The organism is Afipia birgiae 34632 (assembly GCF_000308295.2).
Lineage (GTDB): Bacteria > Pseudomonadota > Alphaproteobacteria > Rhizobiales > Xanthobacteraceae > Afipia > Afipia birgiae.
Genome location: NZ_HG326652.1, coordinates 2,625,035 through 2,643,917, shown reverse-complemented (window position 1 = coordinate 2,643,917; position 18,883 = coordinate 2,625,035). Strand labels below are relative to the sequence as shown.

15 protein-coding genes are annotated in these 18,883 nt (G+C 59.2%); 13 read left to right on the top strand and 2 right to left on the bottom strand.

All coding sequences use genetic code 11. The features are described 5' to 3' along the window. Positions 1-41 precede the first annotated feature (41 nt). A complete protein-coding gene (locus BN32_RS12435) occupies positions 42-2,210 on the bottom strand; it encodes an acetate--CoA ligase family protein (RefSeq protein ID WP_019198533.1) in 2,169 nt (722 codons plus the stop codon). 292 nt (positions 2,211-2,502) lie between these two features. Here BN32_RS12435 and BN32_RS12430 point away from each other — a divergent pair, with 292 nt between their 5' ends. From BN32_RS12430 to BN32_RS12375, 12 genes are all read left to right on the top strand, one after another. Beyond that, positions 2,503-3,228: a GntR family transcriptional regulator gene (locus tag BN32_RS12430; RefSeq protein WP_019198532.1), complete on the top strand. Its 726-nt coding sequence runs from the start codon at positions 2,503-2,505 to the stop codon at positions 3,226-3,228. Between the two features lie 36 nt (positions 3,229-3,264). Beyond that, positions 3,265-5,007 (top strand): oxalyl-CoA decarboxylase, encoded by a 1,743-nt coding sequence (gene oxc / locus BN32_RS12425; RefSeq protein ID WP_019198531.1) that lies wholly within the window; start codon positions 3,265-3,267, stop codon positions 5,005-5,007. A gap of 84 nt (positions 5,008-5,091) precedes the next feature. Continuing rightward, positions 5,092-6,372 carry a formyl-CoA transferase gene (frc, locus tag BN32_RS12420; protein ID WP_019198530.1) on the top strand — a complete coding sequence of 427 codons (1,281 nt, stop codon included), beginning with the start codon at positions 5,092-5,094 and terminating at the stop codon, positions 6,370-6,372. A 901-nt stretch (positions 6,373-7,273) separates the two neighbouring features. After that, on the top strand, positions 7,274-8,293 hold the full coding sequence (locus BN32_RS12415) for a Bug family tripartite tricarboxylate transporter substrate binding protein (RefSeq protein ID WP_040425674.1): 1,020 nt from the start codon (positions 7,274-7,276) through the stop codon (positions 8,291-8,293). A gap of 64 nt (positions 8,294-8,357) precedes the next feature. Continuing rightward, positions 8,358-8,864, top strand: a complete 507-nt coding sequence (locus BN32_RS12410) for a tripartite tricarboxylate transporter TctB family protein (protein WP_040425673.1) — start codon at positions 8,358-8,360, stop codon at positions 8,862-8,864. A gap of 30 nt (positions 8,865-8,894) precedes the next feature. Further along, positions 8,895-10,406, top strand: a complete 1,512-nt coding sequence (locus BN32_RS12405; protein ID WP_019198526.1) for a tripartite tricarboxylate transporter permease — start codon at positions 8,895-8,897, stop codon at positions 10,404-10,406. 253 nt (positions 10,407-10,659) lie between these two features. After that, positions 10,660-11,952, top strand: a complete 1,293-nt coding sequence (gene oxlT / locus BN32_RS12400; RefSeq protein WP_019198525.1) for an oxalate/formate MFS antiporter — start codon at positions 10,660-10,662, stop codon at positions 11,950-11,952. Between the two features lie 187 nt (positions 11,953-12,139). Continuing rightward, positions 12,140-13,342 (top strand): ADP-forming succinate--CoA ligase subunit beta, encoded by a 1,203-nt coding sequence (gene sucC / locus BN32_RS12395; RefSeq protein ID WP_019198524.1) that lies wholly within the window; start codon positions 12,140-12,142, stop codon positions 13,340-13,342. After that, positions 13,342-14,226 carry a succinate--CoA ligase subunit alpha gene (sucD, locus tag BN32_RS12390; protein ID WP_019198523.1) on the top strand — a complete coding sequence of 295 codons (885 nt, stop codon included), beginning with the start codon at positions 13,342-13,344 and terminating at the stop codon, positions 14,224-14,226. Before sucC ends, sucD begins: the two co-directional genes overlap by 1 nt. A 555-nt stretch (positions 14,227-14,781) precedes the next feature. Next, positions 14,782-15,228 carry a CBS domain-containing protein gene (locus BN32_RS12385; protein ID WP_019198522.1) on the top strand — a complete coding sequence of 149 codons (447 nt, stop codon included), beginning with the start codon at positions 14,782-14,784 and terminating at the stop codon, positions 15,226-15,228. Between the two features lie 171 nt (positions 15,229-15,399). Then, positions 15,400-16,374 carry a 2-dehydropantoate 2-reductase gene (locus BN32_RS12380; RefSeq protein ID WP_019198521.1) on the top strand — a complete coding sequence of 325 codons (975 nt, stop codon included), beginning with the start codon at positions 15,400-15,402 and terminating at the stop codon, positions 16,372-16,374. 130 nt (positions 16,375-16,504) lie between these two features. Continuing rightward, positions 16,505-17,278 (top strand): fumarylacetoacetate hydrolase family protein, encoded by a 774-nt coding sequence (locus BN32_RS12375; RefSeq protein WP_019198520.1) that lies wholly within the window; start codon positions 16,505-16,507, stop codon positions 17,276-17,278. 227 nt (positions 17,279-17,505) lie between these two features. On the opposite strand, the gene BN32_RS12370 is transcribed toward BN32_RS12375, so the two are convergent. Further along, entirely contained in the window at positions 17,506-18,192 is a 687-nt protein-coding gene (locus BN32_RS12370) for a hypothetical protein (RefSeq protein ID WP_244438137.1), read from the bottom strand. Positions 18,193-18,494: 302 nt separating this feature from the next. On the opposite strand from BN32_RS12370, the gene BN32_RS12365 reads away from it, so the two are divergent. Next, the gene (locus BN32_RS12365; RefSeq protein WP_040426395.1) at positions 18,495-18,752 is read left to right on the top strand and encodes a hypothetical protein; all 258 of its coding nucleotides are present in this window, start codon (positions 18,495-18,497) and stop codon (positions 18,750-18,752) included. The last annotated feature ends 131 nt before the right edge of the window (positions 18,753-18,883 follow it).

Below are 18,883 nucleotides of genomic sequence, written 5' to 3'. Positions count from 1 at the left end.
AAAGGGGTGCCGCCCCATTGGGGCGGCACCCCCGGTCTAGATTACAGCAGGCCCGCGCCGCGTGCCCACTTGTATTTCGCGCCAAGCACTTCGACAGGGAGTTCAGTGGAGTACGCATAGGCCGGGATACCGTTCTGGTAGAGATACTCGGCGGCTTCCTCGACCTCGACGTCGCCGGCAAGTGAAGCCACCATCGGCTTGCTGATGCCCTTCGCTTCCATCTCTTTCTTCACCTCGACCATGTTCCTGGCAAAGACCATCGGCGGAGTGACGATGGTGTGCCAGTAGCCGAGGATCAGGGAGTGGATGCGATCATCCGACAGGCCGAGCTTCACGGTATTGACGTAGGTGATCGGCGGTTCGCCGCCAGTGATGTCCACAGGATTGCCCGCTGCACCGAACGGCGGGATGAACTTGCGGAAGGCAGTATCAAGATCCGGCGGCATCGCCATCAGCGAGAGACCGTTGTCGACTACGGCGTCGGACAGCAGCACGCCTGAGCCACCCGCACCGGTAATGATGAGAACGTTCTCGCCCTTCGGAGTCGGCAACACGGGAATGCCGCGTGCGAACTCCAGAAGCTGCCGCAGCGAACGGGCGCGAATAACACCCGACTGTTTCAGCACGTCCTCATAGATCTTGTCGTTGCCAGCCAGCGCGCCGGTATGGGACGAGGCTGCCTTGGCGCCGGCCGAAGTACGGCCTGCCTTGAGGACCACAACCGGCTTCTTCTTGGAGACGCGCTTGGCGGCTTCCGCGAAGGCGCGGCCGTCCTTCAGATCTTCGCAGTGCTGCGCGATGATCGTCGTGTTCGGGTCCTGCTCGAAGAAGGCGAGCAGATCGTCCTCATCGATATCCGACTTGTTGCCGAGGCCGACAATGGCGGACACACCCATCTTGGCGGAGCGGGAGAAGCCGATGATGGCCATGCCGATGCCGCCTGACTGTGACGACAGCGCCGCAGAGCCCTTGACGTCGTAGGCCGTACAGAAGGTCGCGCAGAGATTGGATGGCGTATAGTAGAAGCCATAGATGTTCGGCCCCATCAGACGCACATTGTACTTCTTGCCGATCTCGACGATTTCTTCCTGCAACGCAGGTTCGTTTGCCTCGGCAAAGCCCGACGGAATCAGGACTGCGCCGGGGATTTTCTTCTCGCCGCACTCGGTGAGCGCTGCAGCAACGAGTTTCGCGGGAATCGCGAACACAGCGGTGTCGATCGTGCCCGGGACGTCCTTGACACTCTTGTAGGCCTTGATGCCCATGATTTCGTCGGCCTTGGGATGGATCGGATAGATCTGACCCTTGTAGCCGCCGTTGATGAGGTTTTTCATCACCGAGTTACCGATCTTGCCGGCCTCAGCCGAAGCGCCGATGACGGCGACCGCCTTCGGCATCATGATGCGGTTCATCGCGGTGACGATTTCTTCGTTCGAACGAGGCGCGGGGCGCGGCTTGTAATCGAAGTCGACGACGATGCGAACGTCGGCAGCGATTGCGTCCTTCTTGGTCGCGAACACCGGGTTGAGATCGAGTTCGACGATTTCAGGGAAATCGCTGACAAGCTGCGAAACATTGACAATGATGTCCGCGAGCGCCTCACGATTCACCGGATCGCCACCGCGTACCCCGTTCAGCATTTCGTGGGCCTGGATACCGTCCAGCATGGACAGCGCATCGGCGTTGGTCGCGGGGGCAAGGCGGAAGGTGACGTCTTTCAGCACTTCGACGAGAACGCCACCGAGGCCGAACGCTACCAGCTTGCCGAACGAGCCGTCGGTGATGCTTCCGACGATGACTTCCGTGCCGCCCAGCAGCATCTGCTGAACCTGGATGCCTTCGATCTTGGCGTCGGCCTTGTACTTCTTCGCGTTTGCGAGAATGGTCTCATAGGCCTTTTCAGCGTCAGCTGCGGTTTTCACGCCGACGATCACGCCGCCGGCCTCGGTCTTGTGGAGGATGTCGGGGGAGACGATCTTCATGACTACGGGAAAGCCCATGCCGGTCGCGATCTTGGCGGCATCGGCGGCGGACTTGGCAACGCCTTCCTTCGGAACCGGAATTCCGTAAGCATCACAAACCAGTTTGCCTTCCGGTGCGGTCAGGCTGGTGCGTTTGTCTGCTTTGACGGCGTCGAGAATCTTCCGAACTTCGGCCTTTGCCTGCTGTCCAACGTCGATCTTTCGCGCTGCGTCCTGCGAATGAGCCATTACTTCCTCCTGTCACGTCCACTTCTTGAGATCGGATTGCGCACGGGTTGTCGGACGGTCGTCCCCGAGCGCTTGAGCACCACGTTTTAACGTTGGCCAGCGCGTTTCAAGAGGCGCGCGAGCAAAATGCCTACATTTGGCATTTGGCATACCAAGAACCATGTTTGTCAAGCCCGTTCGGTGGGCTTTCGTGGCGCAGGGCGGCTGCTTGACACGTTGGCATCTGGTATGCCAAGAACATAAACAACGCTCCCGTGGTATACAGCCCTCAAACCAGAGAGGGAGATGATTCATGGTTACTCAGAAAAACTCAAAGGTTCCACTGAACGAGCAGGATATCGCGATCGTGCGCATCGCGCCGGAAGCCAGTTTTAAGAACAAGGCTTACGACGCGCTTAAGGAAGCTATCCTCAAAATGGATATCTACGCCAGCCCGGACCCTGTCATGCTCGATGAGCGTGCGCTTTCGGAACATCTCGGCGTCAGCCGGACACCGATCCGCGAAGCGATCGCGATGCTGGAGCAGGACGGTTTCGTCAAAACGGTTCCACGCCGTGGCATCGTGGTTGTGCGCAAGACGAAGGCTGAAATCGTCGACATGATTCGTGCATGGGCCGCGCTCGAAAGCATGGCCGCACGTCTCATCACCACGACCGCGCGCAAGAAGGACATCTCGGCGCTGCGCAACTTCTTCAAGGACTTCAACAAGGATCGTCTGCCGCAGGATCACATCAATGAGTACTCGAAGGCGAACATCGCGTTCCATCAGGCGCTGATTTCGCTGAGCGAGTCCCCGGTTCTGGTGGATATGACCAACGACATCCTTCTGCACGTGCGCGGTTACCGTCAGCTCACGATCGGCCGGACCGATCGTACGGCGGTGTCGCTGCCTGAACATCTCGCGATTATCGAAGCACTCGAAGAGCGCGATACCGAACTCGCTGAAAAGCGCGCGCGCGACCATACGCTTGGGCTTGCGACTTATGTCGAAACCCATGGACAGGAAATCTTCACGTAGACGAACGATCAAAAGAAGAGACTAGGGAGGCCACCGATGCTGACGACGGCGAGTAAGGTAGAGACGACGGCTGCAAACGATGCAGAGCAAGAGCTGACGGATGGCTTTCATCTGATTATTGACGCTCTCAAGCTGAATGGTCTCAATACGATTTATGGCGTTCCGGGTATTCCGATCACGGATTTCGGCCGCATGGCGCAGGCCGAAGGCATTCGCGTTCTGTCGTTTCGTCACGAACAAAATGCCGGCTATGCCGCTTCGATCGCGGGCTTTCTGACGAAGAAGCCTGGTGTTTGTCTCACTGTTTCGGCGCCCGGCTTTCTCAACGGCCTGACGGCGCTCGCTCATGCCACGACCAATTGCTTTCCCATGATCCTGATCTCTGGTTCATCGGAGCGCGAGATTGTCGACTTGCAGCAGGGTGACTACGAGGAAATGGACCAGCTCGCGATCGCGAAGCCGCTGTGCAAGGCCGCGTTCCGCGTGCTGCATGCGCAGGATATTGGTATCGGTGTTGCTCGCGCGATCCGCGCTGCGGTCTCCGGTCGTCCGGGCGGTGTCTATCTCGATCTCCCGGCCAAGTTGTTCGGGCAGGTGATGAACGCGGACGCCGGCAAAAAATCGCTGGTGAAGGTCATCGACGCGGCCCCGGCACAGATTCCGGCTCCGGATTCGGTCAAGCGCGCGCTCGACGTGCTGAAGTCGGCGAAGAAGCCGCTCATCATTCTCGGCAAGGGCGCATCGTACGCGCAGGCCGATGACGCGATTCGCGCGCTGATTGAGAAAAGCGGCATTCCGTTCCTGCCGATGAGCATGGCCAAGGGCCTGCTGCCGGATACACATCCGCAGTGCGCCGGTGCGGCGCGGTCGACGGTGTTGAAGGATTCGGATGTCGTCATGCTGATCGGCGCGCGGCTGAACTGGCTGCTGTCGCACGGCAAGGGCAAGTCATGGGGCGACGCTCCGAAGAAGTTCATCCAGATCGACATCGAGCCGAAGGAAATGGACTCGAACGTCGAGATCGTGGCGCCTGTGGTCGGCGACATCGGTTCGTGCGTCACCGCTCTTCTGCAAGGCATGGGCGGCAACTGGACTGCCCCGCCGGCGGATTGGACCAAATCCGTTCAGGCCAAGCGCGATGACAACGTTGCCAAGATGGCGCCGCGTCTGATGAACAACAATTCGCCGATGGATTACCACGGCGCGCTCGGTGTTCTGCGCACCATCATCAAGGAGCGTCCGGACGCCATCCTTGTCAATGAAGGCGCCAACACGCTCGATCTCGCGCGCGGCATCATCGACATGTATCAGCCGCGCAAGCGCATCGACGTCGGCACCTGGGGCATCATGGGCATCGGCATGGGTTATTCGATTGCTGCGGCCATTGAGACCGGCAAGCCGGTACTCGCGATCGAAGGCGACAGCGCATTCGGGTTCTCTGGCATGGAAGTGGAAACGATCTGCCGCTACAAACTGCCGGTCTGCGTGGTGATCTTCAACAACGACGGCATCTATCGCGGTACAGACGTCAATCCGTCGGGCGGCTCGGACGTGGCTCCGACCGTTTTCGTAAAGGGCGCTCGTTACGACAAGATGATGGAAGCTTTCGGTGGTGTTGGCGTCAATGCGACGACTCCCGATGAGTTGAAGCGGGCTGTCAACGCGGCGATGGATTCAGCTAAGCCCACGCTTATCAATGCGGTGATCGACCCCGCTGCGGGCAGCGAAAGCGGCCGCATCGGCAATCTCAATCCGCAAAGCGTTCTGAAGAAGAAATAAGGCCACACCGTTGGGTTCCGCTCAACCAATTTCAGTCCTCGAACTCGGCGTCAGAAGGCGTCGGTTGATACGGAGTAACAGATAATGACACAGGCGCTGAAGGGCGTTCGCATCCTTGATTTCACCCACGTTCAGTCGGGACCGACATGCACGCAGTTGTTGGCATGGTTCGGCGCCGATGTGATCAAGGTGGAGCGTCCCGGCGTCGGTGACATCACCCGCGGCCAGCTCATGGACGTCCCGAATGCGGACAGCCTCTACTTCACGATGCTCAACCACAACAAGCGTTCGATCACGCTAGACACCAAGAACCCGAAGGGCAAGGAAGTCCTCACCGAGCTGATGAAGAAGTGCGACGTGCTGGTCGAGAACTTCGGTCCCGGCGTGCTGGATCGCATGGGCTTTCCGTGGGAAACTATCCAGAAGATCAATCCGAAATTGATCGTGGCGTCGATCAAGGGTTTCGGTCCTGGCCCTTACGAAGACTGCAAGGTGTATGAGAACGTCGCGCAGTGCACCGGCGGTGCTGCATCGACGACTGGTTTCCGCGACGGCCTGCCCCTGGTGACCGGTGCGCAGATCGGCGACAGCGGTACCGGTTTGCATCTGGCGCTCGGCATCGTCACCGCGCTCTACCAGCGCACGGTCACGGGCAAGGGTCAGAAGGTCACGGCGGCGATGCAGGATGGCGTGCTCAATCTGGCGCGCGTCAAGATGCGCGACCAGCAGCGTCTCGCACACGGTCCTCTCAAGGAATACAGCCAGTTTGGCGAAGGCATTCCGTTTGGTGATGCTGTGCCGCGCGCCGGCAACGATTCCGGTGGTGGCCAGCCGGGCCGCATCCTGAAGTGTAAGGGCTGGGAGACCGACCCGAACGCTTATCTCTATTTTATCACCCAGGCTCCCGTCTGGGAGAAGATTTGTGACGTGATCGGCGAGCCTGGCTGGAAGACGCATCCGGATTACGCTAAGCCGGCAGCGCGTTTGCCGCGCCTGAATGAGATTTTCGCGCGCATCGAACAGTGGACCATGACCAAGACCAAGTTCGAGGCGATGGATATCCTCAACAAGGATGACATTCCGTGCGGTCCGATCCTGTCGATGAAGGAAATTTCCGAGGACAAGTCTCTCTACGCTACCGGCACTCTTGTTGAGGTCGATCATCCGACGCGCGGTAAGTACATCTCGGTCGGTAATCCGATCAAGCTCTCGGACAGTCCGACCGTGGTGACGCGCTCCCCGCTGCTCGGTGAGCACACTGACGAAATCCTGAAACAGGTGCTCGGCTTCAACGACAACCAGGTTGCCGAAACGCACAATTCGGGTGCGCTTGCTCCGCCCCGGAAGGTTGAAGCAGCCGAATAACAACGAGCGATTCTTCTATTTATTGCTGGGGCCGGCGGTTCTTCCGCCGGCCTTTTCTTGCGGTTGGCATCGCGTCAAACAGGTAAGCTACGAGAGGGGTTGCGGCATTTTGTCACCATGTCGCTCGCTGTTGCGATGCGGCGAAGAAAATGCCGCGATGCAAAATCGCGCATTGAGGCTGGTATCTGGTATGCCTAGATAAGGGGAGCGAAGCGCCTGGCTCATGATGGGCGCTGATTAATCGCTTCGAAAGGTCGCCCAAAAATGTCAAAGACTGCCCTCATCGACACTGTTTCCTCCCCTGGAATCTTCCGTCAGCTGCTTGCTTTCGTTGACGATTTTCTGATGAAGAGTGCGCAGATTTCTGTCCGCAATGGTGATCTGCCGCGGTTCGGCCTCTGAGGAGAGCGCCTCCATCCTAAGTTGGGATGGATAGCCGAAAGACTTCAGCTGCTTGTCAAAGGCCCCGATTTTCGGGGCCTTTTTCTTATTCCAAGTCCAAACGATATCGCACCGCCCAACGGGGATGCCTCAGAATTTCTCTTGTAGTCTGGTATAATGCATACAAGGATATGGCTCAGGCAGTGTTTGTCGATAACAAAACAGAACAACGCGCCTTGGGAGGGGAAACTGGCCAACATCGTCCTGACGATTGCAGCCGCTGCTGATCACAGGGCCGACGGATGTCGGTCTAGCTATCAGCGTGAACTTCCTCACAATGATTGCGATGACCGCTGCGTGCTGCGCATGCGGGCATCTTGCGCCATGTGTACCGCAACTCGGTTTCAATGAGGGGCTTGCACGGGACGCAATAACGATAAGAAAATCCGGAGCTGCGCAAAGCAGATTTCGGGACCAAGCCGCCGTTGAGCGGCATGAAACAACGGGTGGGAGAAACGCGATGATGTGGTCGTCTAATCGAACGTTATGTCTTGCACTGGGTGTTGGAGTTTCGCTGGGAGCGGGTTTCGCATCCAGTCCCGCTTCGGCGGCATGGGAGCCGACACGGCCAGTGGAGATCGTTGTACCCGCAGGCACCGGCGGCGGCGCGGACCAGATGGCTCGCACCATTCAGGGCATTATCACCAAGCACAACCTGATGAAGCAGCCGTTGGTGGTGGTGAACAAGGCTGGCGGCGCCGGCGGCGAAGGCTTCCTGGATGTGAAAGGCTCGGCGGGCAATCCGCACAAGCTGGTCATCACTCTCTCCAATCTCTTCACGACGCCATTGGGAACCGGCATCCCATTCAGCCACAAGGATCTGACGCCGGTCGCCATGATGGCGCTCGACGAATTCATCCTGTGGGTGAATGCGGACAGTCCCTACAAGTCTGTGAAGGATTACATCGAGGCTGTGAAGGCTAAGCCCGGTGAGTTCAAGATGGGCGGCACAGGATCGAAGCAGGAAGACCAGATCATCACGGTTGCGATCGAGAAGGCCTCCAACACCAAGTTCACCTATATTCCATATCGTGGCGGCGGTGAAGTGGCAGTTCAACTCGTCGGCAAGCATGTCGATTCCACCGTCAACAATCCGATTGAAGCTGTCGCGCAATGGCGCGGTGGAGCTGTGCGCCCGCTCTGTGTGTTCGACGCCAAGCCGCTGCCGTACAAGGATGCGGTCGCGGATGGAAAGGCATGGGGTGACATTCCGACCTGCAAGTCGCAGGGGCTGGATGTCGAGTACGTGATGCTGCGCGGGTTCTTTACATCGCCGAAAGCGACCAAAGAGCAGGTCGACTATTACGTCGATGTGTTCAAGAAGGTTCGCGAAACGCCCGAGTGGCAGAGCCTGATGAAGGATGGCGCCTTCAATCAGACCATGATGATCGGTCCCGAATATTCGGAGTGGGTCGACAACGAGCAGAAGCGGCACCAGGCCTTAATGAAGGACGCCGGCTTTCTAGCGGCGCCGCAGTAGCATCAAAGGTCAATACTGCCGGCGGATTATCGCCGCCGGCAGGGCTTTAGCGCGGGAAAAAAACATGAGCGAGCATTCTTCTGGAGTTGGGCAGCGCGGTCCGTCGCATCGATGGACTGAATTAGGGGTCGCGGTATTCTGCATCCTGTTTGGCGTGATCACGATCATAGGCAGCGTGAAGGCTGGATCCGGGTGGGGTCCTGAAGGTCCGAAAGCCGGATTCTTTCCCTTCTACATCGGCGTCATCATTGTGCTGGCGAGCCTCGTGACCTGCATTCAGGTCTTCATGGAGTCCGATGACGGGCAGCTTTTCGCGGAGTGGGGTCAGCTTGGTCAGGTGATGTGCGTCGTTGTTCCGACCACGATCTACACTCTGAGCATTCCGTATCTCGGCATCTATGTCGCTTCGATCATCCTGATTGCGCTGTTCATGAAATGGCTCGGTAAATACCCGTGGACCATCACGGCTGCCATAGCGCTCGGCACTCCGTTCGCGATCTACTTGTTCTTCGAAAAATGGTTCCTCATTCCGTTGCCAAAAGGACCGTTGGAAGACTTGCTCGGTCTCTGAAAATTCAAAGCTGCGGTAGAGGACTTCGACATGGAAGAAATCGTAAATCTGTTTCACGGCTTCGCGACGGTTCTGCAGCCGTTCAACATTATGGTCATGATCATCGGGATCTTGCTCGGCGTTATCATCGGCGTGCTTCCCGGTCTCGGCGGTGCTAACGGTGTGGCGATCCTGCTGCCACTCACATTTAGCATGACGCCGACGTCGGCCATCATCATGCTGTCTTGTATCTACTGGGGAGCGCTGTTCGGCGGCGCCATCACGTCGGTGCTGTTCAATATCCCCGGCGAGCCTTGGTCCGTGGCCACGACATTCGACGGCCATCCCATGGCTCAGAAGGGCAAGGCCGGCGAGGCGCTCACCGCGGCATTCACGTCGTCATTCGTTGGCGCATTGTTCGCTGTGATCATGATCACGCTGGTCGCGCCGCTGGTTGCGAAGTTTGCACTTCAGTTCGGCCCGGCGGAAAAGTTCGCGGTGTTCTTCATAGCGTTCTGTAGTTTCATCGGCATGGGAAAGGAGCCGCCGTTCAAAACAATTGTCGCGATGATGATCGGCTTTGCTCTGGCGTCCGTCGGCTTGGACAGCGTCACGGGGCAGCTCCGCTTGACGTTCGGATTCACCCACTTGCTGAGTGGTTTCGACTTCCTGATCGCAGTGATCGGGCTGTTTGGAATCGGCGAGATCCTTCTCACCATGGAGGAGGGGTTGAACTTCCGGGGTAAGGCCGCCAAGATCAATGCAAGGGTGGTGTGGGAAACTTGGAAGGAGCTTCCGCGCTACTGGGCGACATCACTGCGCTCGTGTTTCATCGGCGTGTGGATGGGGATTTCGCCGGCCGGCGCAACGCCTGCATCTTTCATGAGCTATGGCATCGCCAAGCGCATGTCGAAGAGCGGCAAGAACTTCGGCAAGGGTGAGATTGAGGGCGTGGTTGCGCCCGAAACAGCCGCGCATGCGGCCGGTACCGCCGCGTTGCTGCCCATGCTGTCACTCGGGGTTCCGGGTTCGCCGACGGCTGCGGTGCTGCTCGGTGGCTTGCTGATCTGGGGACTGCAGCCAGGACCGCTGCTGTTCGTCGAACAGAAGGAATTCGTCTGGGGCCTGATTGCCAGCATGTATCTCGGAAACTTCGTCGGCCTGATCATCGTTCTGACTTGCGTGCCGCTGTTCGCGGCGATCCTGCGTATCCCGTTCAGCATCATTGCGCCGGTCATTCTCGTGCTGTGCGCCATCGGTGCATACACCGTGCACAACAACACCTTCGATGTCGTTATGATGATGGTGTTTGGCGTGGTCGGATACGTGATGAAGAAGTGCAACTATCCGATGGCGCCACTGGTGTTGGCCATTGTGCTCGGTGACAAGGCGGAAGAGGCGTTCCGTCAATCGCTGCTGGGATCGCAGGGCAACCTTGGCGTGTTCTTCTCCAACGGTCTGGTCGGAACGATCATGATGCTGGGATTGATTGCACTGTTCTGGCCGATGATCTCGAACGGATGGGCGTGGCTGTCGTCGCGCGCACCGAAAGCGGCAATGTAAGCTAAGGGAGATCTGCGTGCTGCTGGCTTAAGTTGCCTGAGCAGCGCACGGTTTTTCATAAGAATACTATCCTATCCAAAGGCTCCGGCGGTTGCTGGAGCCTTTTTTCTTCCCAAACTCATGCCAGAGGTGCATAGCTAAAAAGTCTCCGGAACCTCAGAATACCTCTTGCGTGCTGGCATATCATATACCAGTCTCCGCGCCGGTAGCGCCTGTCGGACTTCAAACAGAACAGGGCGCCTTCGGAGGAACGATGACGGACACAGTTCATACGGCGGTCCCGGCGGATACACGCGTCAGCGATACCTATCGCTGGCTTCAGTTAGCGATCGGCGTCGGCGCCATGGTGATGATCGCGAACTATCAATATGGCTGGACATTCTTCGTCCCCGACATTCAGAAAAAATTCGGATGGGATCGCGCATCGATCCAGTGGGCCTTCACGTTGTTCGTCTTGTTCGAAACGTGGCTGGTCCCGGTCGAGGGCTGGTTCGTCGACAAGTACGGTCCGCGCATTGTCGTTCTTGTCGGTGGCATTCTTTGCGGCATCGGCTGGGCGATCAACGCGCAGGCCACATCGCTCAACGGTTTCTATCTCGGCATGATCATCGCGGGTATCGGCGCCGGTGCCGTTTATGGCACCTGCGTCGGCAACGCGCTCAAGTGGTTTCCTGACAAGCGCGGTCTTGCTGCAGGTATCACCGCGGCGGGCTTCGGGGCAGGCTCCGCGCTCACGGTCGCGCCGATCCAGGCCATGATCCAGGGCTCCGGCTTCCAGACGACGTTTCTTTACTTCGGTCTGGGGCAGGGCATCATCATTGTGATCCTGTCGTTCTTGATGTTCGCACCAAAGCCCGGACAGGTGCCTGCGGTCACCCAGAATGCGAATATCATCCAGACGCGCCGCGACTACGCGCCGACGGAAGTGCTACGGCAGCCGATTTTCTGGCTGATGTACTTCATGTTCGCCATCGTCGGCGCCGGTGGACTGATGGTCACCGCCAACCTGAAGCCGATCGCAGTCGATTGGAAAGTCGACAACGTGCCGGTCACGCTGATGGCGGTGACAATGACTGCGGTCACGTTCGCCGCCACCATTGACCGCGTGCTCAACGGCTTGACACGCCCGTTCTTCGGCTGGATTTCCGATATGATCGGCCGCGAGAATACGATGTTCATCGCGTTCGGCATGGAGGGCTTCGGTATCTATATGCTCTATCTGTGGGGCCACGATCCGGTTTGGTTCGTGCTGTTGTCGGGCTTCGTGTTCTTCGCCTGGGGTGAAATCTATTCACTTTTCCCTTCGACCTGCACGGACACGTTCGGCTCGAAGTTCGCGACCACGAATGCCGGGTTGCTCTATACGGCAAAGGGAACGGCAGCCTTGCTCGTTCCTGTCGCAAACTACATGCAGCAGAGTTCGGGCACCTGGGACATGGTTTTCATCGTCGCAGCGGGTGCGAACATTCTCGCTTCCTTGCTTGCGATCATGGTGCTGAAGCCGTGGCGCAAGGTCGTGGTCGCCAAGTCGCAACAGATGGCCTGACACGAACGTCGAGGACAGCCTCAAAGGCGCGCTCATCTCGGATGGGCGCGCTTTTTCTTTCCCGATCCGATTGACTCGCGCATGGCGAGCGGGCAATCTCTGGTATACATAATACAAGGCGACGTTGGATCTCATAAGCCCTGAAAACAGGGCGTTTCTTGACTTCAGTCATGACGGGAGGAATGCGATGAATATCCATGAGTATCAGGGCAAGGCGGTCCTGAAGAATTTCGGAGTGACGGTGTCCGCGGGCGCACCGGCCTTCACGGTCGATGAAGCGGTTGCCGCGGCGAAGGCGTTGCCGGGTCCGGTCTACGTCGTGAAATCACAGATCCACGCCGGCGGGCGCGGCAAGGGCAAGTTCAAGGGATTGCCGGCGGATGCCAAGGGTGGCGTGCGGCTGGCGAAGTCCGTCGATGAAGTCGCAAGCTTCGCGAAGGAAATGCTCGGACGCACGCTCGTCACCGAGCAGACGGGACCGGCCGGCAAGCAGGTCAACCGGCTGTACATCGAGGACGGCTCCGAGATCGAAAGGGAATTCTACGTCTCTATGCTGGTCGATCGCGAAACCTCGCGCGTCGCTTTCGTGGTGTCGACCGAAGGCGGCATGGACATCGAGAAGGTGGCGCATGATACGCCCGACAAGATCGTGACATTCTCCATCGATCCGGCGACCGGCGTGATGGCGCATCACGGCCGCAAGGTCGCGCAGGTTCTGGGCCTCACGGGCGATCTCGCCAAGCAGGCGGAGAAACTCACGGCGCAGCTCTATAACGCCTTCCTTTCCACCGACATGGCGATGCTGGAAATCAATCCGCTGGTGGTGACGAAGCAGGGCGAACTGCGCTGCCTCGACGCCAAGATCAACTTCGATTCCAACGCACTGTATCGTCACCATGAACTGGTGAAGCTGCGTGACCTGACGGAGGAAGACGAAAAGGAAATCGAGGCGTCGAAATACGACCTGAACTACATCGCGCTCGAAGGCACCATTGGTTGCATGGTCAACGGCGCGGGACTGGCGATGGCGACCATGGACATCATCAAGCTCTATGGCGCGACGCCGGCGAACTTCCTCGACGTCGGCGGCGGTGCGACCAAGGAGAAGGTCGCCGCTGCTTTCAAGATCATCACCTCCGATCCGAACGTGAAGGGCATCCTGGTCAACATCTTCGGCGGCATTATGCGTTGTGACGTCGTCGCCGAAGGTGTGGTCGCCGCCGTGCGCGAAGTCGGCTTGAGCGTGCCGCTTGTGGTGCGCCTCGAAGGCACCAACGTCGAACTCGGCAAGAAGGTGATCGCCGAGTCCGGACTGAATGTAGTTGCCGCCGATGATCTCGACGATGCGGCGCAGAAGATCGTTCGCGCCACACGAAAGGAAGCCGCGTAATGTCCATCCTCATCGACAGCAATACCAAGGTGATTTGCCAAGGTTTTACGGGCAAAAACGGCACTTTTCATTCCGAGCAGGCGGCGCTTTACGGCACCCGGATGGTTGGCGGTACGTCACCCGGAAAGGGCGGCTCCACGCATCTCGGCCTGCCGGTATTCGATACGGTGGCGCAGGCGCGCGAGGCCACCGGCGCCGATGCCAGCGTGATTTACGTGCCGCCGCCGGGCGCTGCAGATGCGATCTGCGAAGCCATTGACGCCGAGGTGCCGTTGATCGTCTGCATCACCGAAGGCATTCCGGTCACCGACATGGTGCGCGTCAAGCGTGCGCTGGAAGGATCATCGTCGCGGCTGATCGGTCCCAACTGTCCCGGCGTGATGACGGCGGGCGAATGCAAGATCGGCATCATGCCCGGCAATATTTTCAAGAAGGGCAATGTGGGAATCGTGTCGCGCTCCGGCACGCTGACCTACGAGGCGGTGTACCAGACCTCCGCTGAAGGTCTCGGCCAGACCACGGCGGTCGGTATCGGCGGTGATCCGGTGAAGGGTACCGACTTCATCTCGATGCTTGAGCTGTTCCTCGCTGATCCTGACACGAAGTCGATCGTGATGATCGGTGAAATCGGCGGCTCATCGGAAGAAGACGCGGCGCAGTTCATCAAGGACGAGGCAAGGCGCGGACGCAAGAAGCCGATGGTCGGTTTCATCGCAGGACGCACCGCACCTCCAGGCCGCCGCATGGGTCATGCCGGTGCGATTATCTCGGGCGGGAAGGGTGATGCGGAATCCAAGATCGCCGCGATGGAAGCCGCCGGCATCCGCGTCTCGCCGTCGCCTGCGCGTCTCGGCAAGACGCTGGTGGACGTGATGAAGAGCTGAGCAGAGTCTTCGCGCAGAAAAATTCTGCGCGAAGCCGTCTTTCAACAAATTCGATACACACGACATGATGCCCGGGCCCGTCCCGGGCATTTGTGTTTGTAGATCGATCTTGCATCGTCATTGCGACCGCAGCGAAGCAATCCAGACAAGATCATCGTCACGTGACGGCTGGATTGCTTCGTCGCTGCGCTGCTCGCGATGACGGAGGAGGTGCGTCGCCCAAGCTGATTTTACATCAGCCCTCAGATATTGGCAGACGAAGGGCCTTTGCTATGTGCTTCCAGTAGCTTGCCCGCGATTTGCTGCTCGCGTCGATGCAAATGGCCAGACCGTGACAAACTCCAGCGCAAAGGGCGGAATGGAGACCGCATTGCGGCGGCTGTGCCAGGCGTGATTTCGCGCTGCTGACACTCAGGCATGCCACCGAAAATAGGAATTTGTTCCGATTGACTCTTGGCATAATGTATACCAATCTTCGTCCATCAGAGAGGACATCTGTCCTCGCGCATGCACCGTCCACGGGGACCCTGGTCCCCACCTAGCAAGGAGGTTGTGATGAGAGTCGGAGACATCCTGAACAGGAAGGCCACCCGTATCGCCACCGTCCGCATGAATGAAACCGTCGCGACGGCGGCGCGGCTGCTCCGCAACGAGAACATCAGCGCACTTGTCGTGAAGGATGTGTGCCGCACTGAGGGCAATGTCGCGGTCGGCATGTTTTCGGAGCGCGACGTGGTGCGCGCCGTCGCCGAGCATGGGCCTGCGGGACTGAACATGAAGGTCTCGGCGCTGATCTCGGTGCAGAAGCTGGTGTCGTGCCATTCCACCGACACGCTCGATCACGTGCGCGATCTGATGAACGAAAATCACATCCGGCATCTGCCGGTGATCGACGATCACACCTTGATTGGTGTGATCAGCATGCGGGACATCAACGCTTCCACCGGCTTCGATGCGGTGGCGCGCCCCGGGCCGAGGCCGGCCGATTTCGCGTTTGCCTGACGTTTTCCCCTGCAGGGCGCGATCACATGCTCTCCCTGGATATGTGATTGCGCCTTGCTTCTTTTTCGCCATGCCGGCGCATGGTCGATGAACTCAGCCGATAGTGGACGTGCGTAAGCCGAAACACGGTTTGTGCATTGGTTTTTTTGGCAACTGTTTCGGGAAGCCGCGATGAAGATTTGTATTTACGGTGCGGGCGCGATTGGCGGGTATCTCGGTGTCCAGCTCTCGCTGGCGGGGGCTGATGTCAGCCTTGTCGCGCGCGGCGCGCACCTCGCGGCGATGAAGGCCAACGGCCTCAAGCTTCTCATCGGTGATGAAGAGCGCGTGGTGCATCCGCGTTGCACCGACAATCCCGCCGAGCTAGGCCCGCAGGATTTCGTCATCATCTGCCTCAAGGCGCATTCGATCACCGGCGTGCTCGAGGCAATGCAACCGCTGCTCGGGCCGAAGACACGCGTCGTCACTGCCGTGAACGGCATTCCGTACTGGTATTTCTACAAGCACGGCAACGAGTGTGAAGGCTCGGCGCTGGAGAGCATCGATCCCGGCGGACGCCAGTGGAAAGAGCTTGGACCGGAGCGTGCGATCGGCTGCGTGGTTTATCCGGCGACCGAAATCGAAGCGCCGGGCGTGATCCGCCATGTCTACGGCGACCGCTTTCCGCTCGGTGAACCTTCGGGCGAGAAGAGCGCCGATGTCGAGGCGCTGTCGGCCATGTTCGTCAAGGCCGGCCTTCAGGCTCCGGTGCTCGAGAATATCCGCGATGAAATCTGGCTCAAGCTGTGGGGCAACGTCTGCTTCAATCCGATCAGCGCGCTGACCCACGCCACGCTCGATGTGATCGGCAGCGATCCGGGCACGCGAGCGGTGGCCAAGTCGATGATGGTGGAGGCGCAGACCATCGCGGAGAAGTTCGGCATCAAGTTCCGCGTCGATGTCGAGCGCCGGATCGAAGGTGCGCGCAAGGTCGGTGCGCACAAGACGTCGATGCTGCAGGATCTCGAACGCGGCCGTCCGATGGAAATCGATCCGCTCGTCACCGTGGTTCAGGAAATGGGTGCGCTGTCGAAAATCCCGACGCCGTCGATCGATGTCGTGCTGGCGCTGGTGGCCCAGCGCGCCAAGATCGCGGAGCTTTATTGAATTCGTATCCTGTCGTCTCAATCGTCATTGCGAGCGAAGCGAAGCAATCCAGTTTTCTTGCATAAGGACTGGATTGCTTCGTCGCTACGCTCCTCGCAATGACGGGAAGCATTTTCTTGGAGGTTTCACAGTGACGCAGTGGGTTCGCTTTCGCCATCAGGATCAGACCGGGTTCGGCACACTGTCGGGCCAGAACATTATCGTTCATCACGGCGATATGTTCGACAGCCCGCGGGCGAACGGCAAGACGCTTGTGCTGTCCGATGTCGAATTGCTCGCACCCACCACGCCATCGAAGATCGTTGCGCTGTGGAATAATTTTCACGCGCTGGCGGCGAAGCTTAATGTCGCCGAACCCGCCGAGCCGCTCTATCTGCTGAAGGCGCCGACCACCGCGACATCGCCGAGCGCGGTGGTGCAGAAGCCCGCGTGGTATGACGGGAAGGTGGTCTATGAAGGCGAGCTTGCCATCGTGATCGGAAAGACATGCCGCGCGGTTTCGGTCGCGCAGGCCGATGATTTCATCCTCGGCTATACCTGCATCAACGACATCACTGCCGCGGACATTCTCAACAAGGACCCGACGTTCCCGCAGTGGGCGCGCGCCAAGGGCTTCGACGACTTCTGTCCGTTCGGCCCCGCCATCGTCACGGACATCGATCCGGCTACGCTGACGGTGCGCACCATTCTCAACGGCGCGGAGCGGCAGTCCTACCGGATCTCGGACATGATCTTCTCGGCGCAGGAACTGGTCAGCAAGATCTCGCACGACATGACGCTGCTGCCGGGCGATATCATCGCCTGCGGCACGTCCTTGGGCGTCGGCGTGATGAAGGAGCCGGTCAACAAGATCACCATCGCCATCGACGGTATCGGCGAACTGACGAACGAGTTTCGGAACTAGCCGGCGGCGTTGCTTCACCTCGCCCCGTTCTTACGGGGAGAGGTCGCGAGCAAAGCGAGCGGGTGAGGGGTTTTCCTTTGGGTCGCATTTATCAATGCCCCTCACCCCAACCCTCTCCCCGCAAGAGGGAGCGCATTGCGATTGTGGCTGGCTCGTTGAAGTTGTCGGTGGCGCAGGGCGTATGGGTCCCGGCTTTCGCGGGGACGACGCGTGGAAAGATTATCGCCTCACCTTGAATTCTCCGGCTCGTTCCGCGTCACCTTCGCCCCGGTGAGTTCGGCGAAGGCGGGGCCGAGACCTGCCATGCGCACCAGCAGCGCGATGTCATTCTTCTGTGTGCCGCTGAGTTGCGTGTAGAGTGCGCGGGTCGCGGTCTTCAGCCGTGTGATGGCGTCGCTTTCCGTGTCGAACGAATCGTCGCGGTTTTTCTTCAGCCGTTTCTGGTAATCCTCGATTTGCAGCGTGACCTCGCGCATCGCGTTTTCCACCGGCGGCCAGTACTTCTGCTGCGCTGGGGTGAGGTTCAGCCGTTTCTTGATGCCCGCGATCTGGGTATCGTTGAGAAACAGCCGCGATGGCTTCTCCGATTTCGAGGTCAGCCTGCGCGGCAGGGTCACCGGCGCGGCGAGCCAGGCGCGCGCGGTTTCATACATGTCGTTCGGAACGGTGGACTCGGTGCTTTCGGCCGGAACCGGCGAGGCGATCACGCGGTCCTGTTTCATCATCGTGTTGGAGACCGGATAGCGTGCGTCGAAATCCAGTTCTTCCCTGGGTTCGTCGTTGGGCTCGTCGCTGGTCAGCGATGCGGATGCGCTCTGCAAGAACAACCGGTCGCCGATCAGCCAGCCGCCGACACCGGCCAGAATGCCCGCGCCGCACATCAGCACGATATATGTCGTCCGGATCGCCAACACGTTTCTCTGTCGCGGGTGCTCACGCTCGCCGAAAGCGGGGAGTGTCGCCCAAATTGTTGAACAATTATGGCTTTCCGAGGCTCCTTAGCCTCGCAGGCCTTAGCGTGGAGTTGCCAATATCGGATAAATCCAGCCGTCACAGCGACTTTCGCGGTGCAAGACACGGCATCGCGGATCGGCTAAAGGGACCGCTGCGGCGACGCGGACGGTCATGTTTGGGCATGGTCCTGTCCGCGCGCCGGTTCCCGCCCTTGGGTCCGCCCGAGGGCATGCTGCTGACCATGCCCCATTCGGAGACAACAATGAGCGAAAAGCCGCATGGCGAGAAGAGCGACGGCGACAAGGCCCTGACGCAGTACGAGGCGGAAGGCCGCGCGGTGCGCGCCAACATGGAAAAGCTGCGCGCGCTGCGCCTCGCCAAGGAGGCTGCCGAGGCGGCTGCCGCTCCGCCGGCCCGGGCCAAAACCAGGAAAGTGGCGGCAAAGCCCGCCAAGAAAGAGGCTCCGGCGAAGCTCTCCGACTGGCTCGCCAATCAGCAAAAGGGCGGCTTCCGGACCTGAGGACATGATGGGGACTTGTGCGTCATTGCGAGGAGCCCTTGCAACGAAGCAATCCAGCCCCTGCTTTGCTCAAGACTGGATTGCTTCGCTTCGCTCGCAATGACGACGCGGATACCGTACTTTCCGGGTCC

Bases quoted from the DNA above. Each gene is read 5' to 3' on its own strand.
- BN32_RS12365 (WP_040426395.1), top strand. From the start codon at position 18,495: ATGAGCGAAAAGCCGCATGGCGAGAAGAGCGACGGCGACAAGGCCCTG.
- frc (WP_019198530.1), top strand. From the start codon at position 5,092: ATGACACAGGCGCTGAAGGGCGTTCGCATCCTTGATTTCACCCACGTT.
- BN32_RS12430 (WP_019198532.1), top strand. From the start codon at position 2,503: ATGGTTACTCAGAAAAACTCAAAGGTTCCACTGAACGAGCAGGATATC.
- oxlT (WP_019198525.1), top strand. From the start codon at position 10,660: ATGACGGACACAGTTCATACGGCGGTCCCGGCGGATACACGCGTCAGC.
- BN32_RS12415 (WP_040425674.1), top strand. From the start codon at position 7,274: ATGATGTGGTCGTCTAATCGAACGTTATGTCTTGCACTGGGTGTTGGA.
- BN32_RS12405 (WP_019198526.1), top strand. From the start codon at position 8,895: ATGGAAGAAATCGTAAATCTGTTTCACGGCTTCGCGACGGTTCTGCAG.
- sucD (WP_019198523.1), top strand. From the start codon at position 13,342: ATGTCCATCCTCATCGACAGCAATACCAAGGTGATTTGCCAAGGTTTT.
- BN32_RS12410 (WP_040425673.1), top strand. From the start codon at position 8,358: ATGAGCGAGCATTCTTCTGGAGTTGGGCAGCGCGGTCCGTCGCATCGA.
- oxc (WP_019198531.1), top strand. From the start codon at position 3,265: ATGCTGACGACGGCGAGTAAGGTAGAGACGACGGCTGCAAACGATGCA.
- sucC (WP_019198524.1), top strand. From the start codon at position 12,140: ATGAATATCCATGAGTATCAGGGCAAGGCGGTCCTGAAGAATTTCGGA.
- BN32_RS12435 (WP_019198533.1), bottom strand. From the start codon at position 2,210: ATGGCTCATTCGCAGGACGCAGCGCGAAAGATCGACGTTGGACAGCAG.
- BN32_RS12380 (WP_019198521.1), top strand. From the start codon at position 15,400: ATGAAGATTTGTATTTACGGTGCGGGCGCGATTGGCGGGTATCTCGGT.
- BN32_RS12385 (WP_019198522.1), top strand. From the start codon at position 14,782: ATGAGAGTCGGAGACATCCTGAACAGGAAGGCCACCCGTATCGCCACC.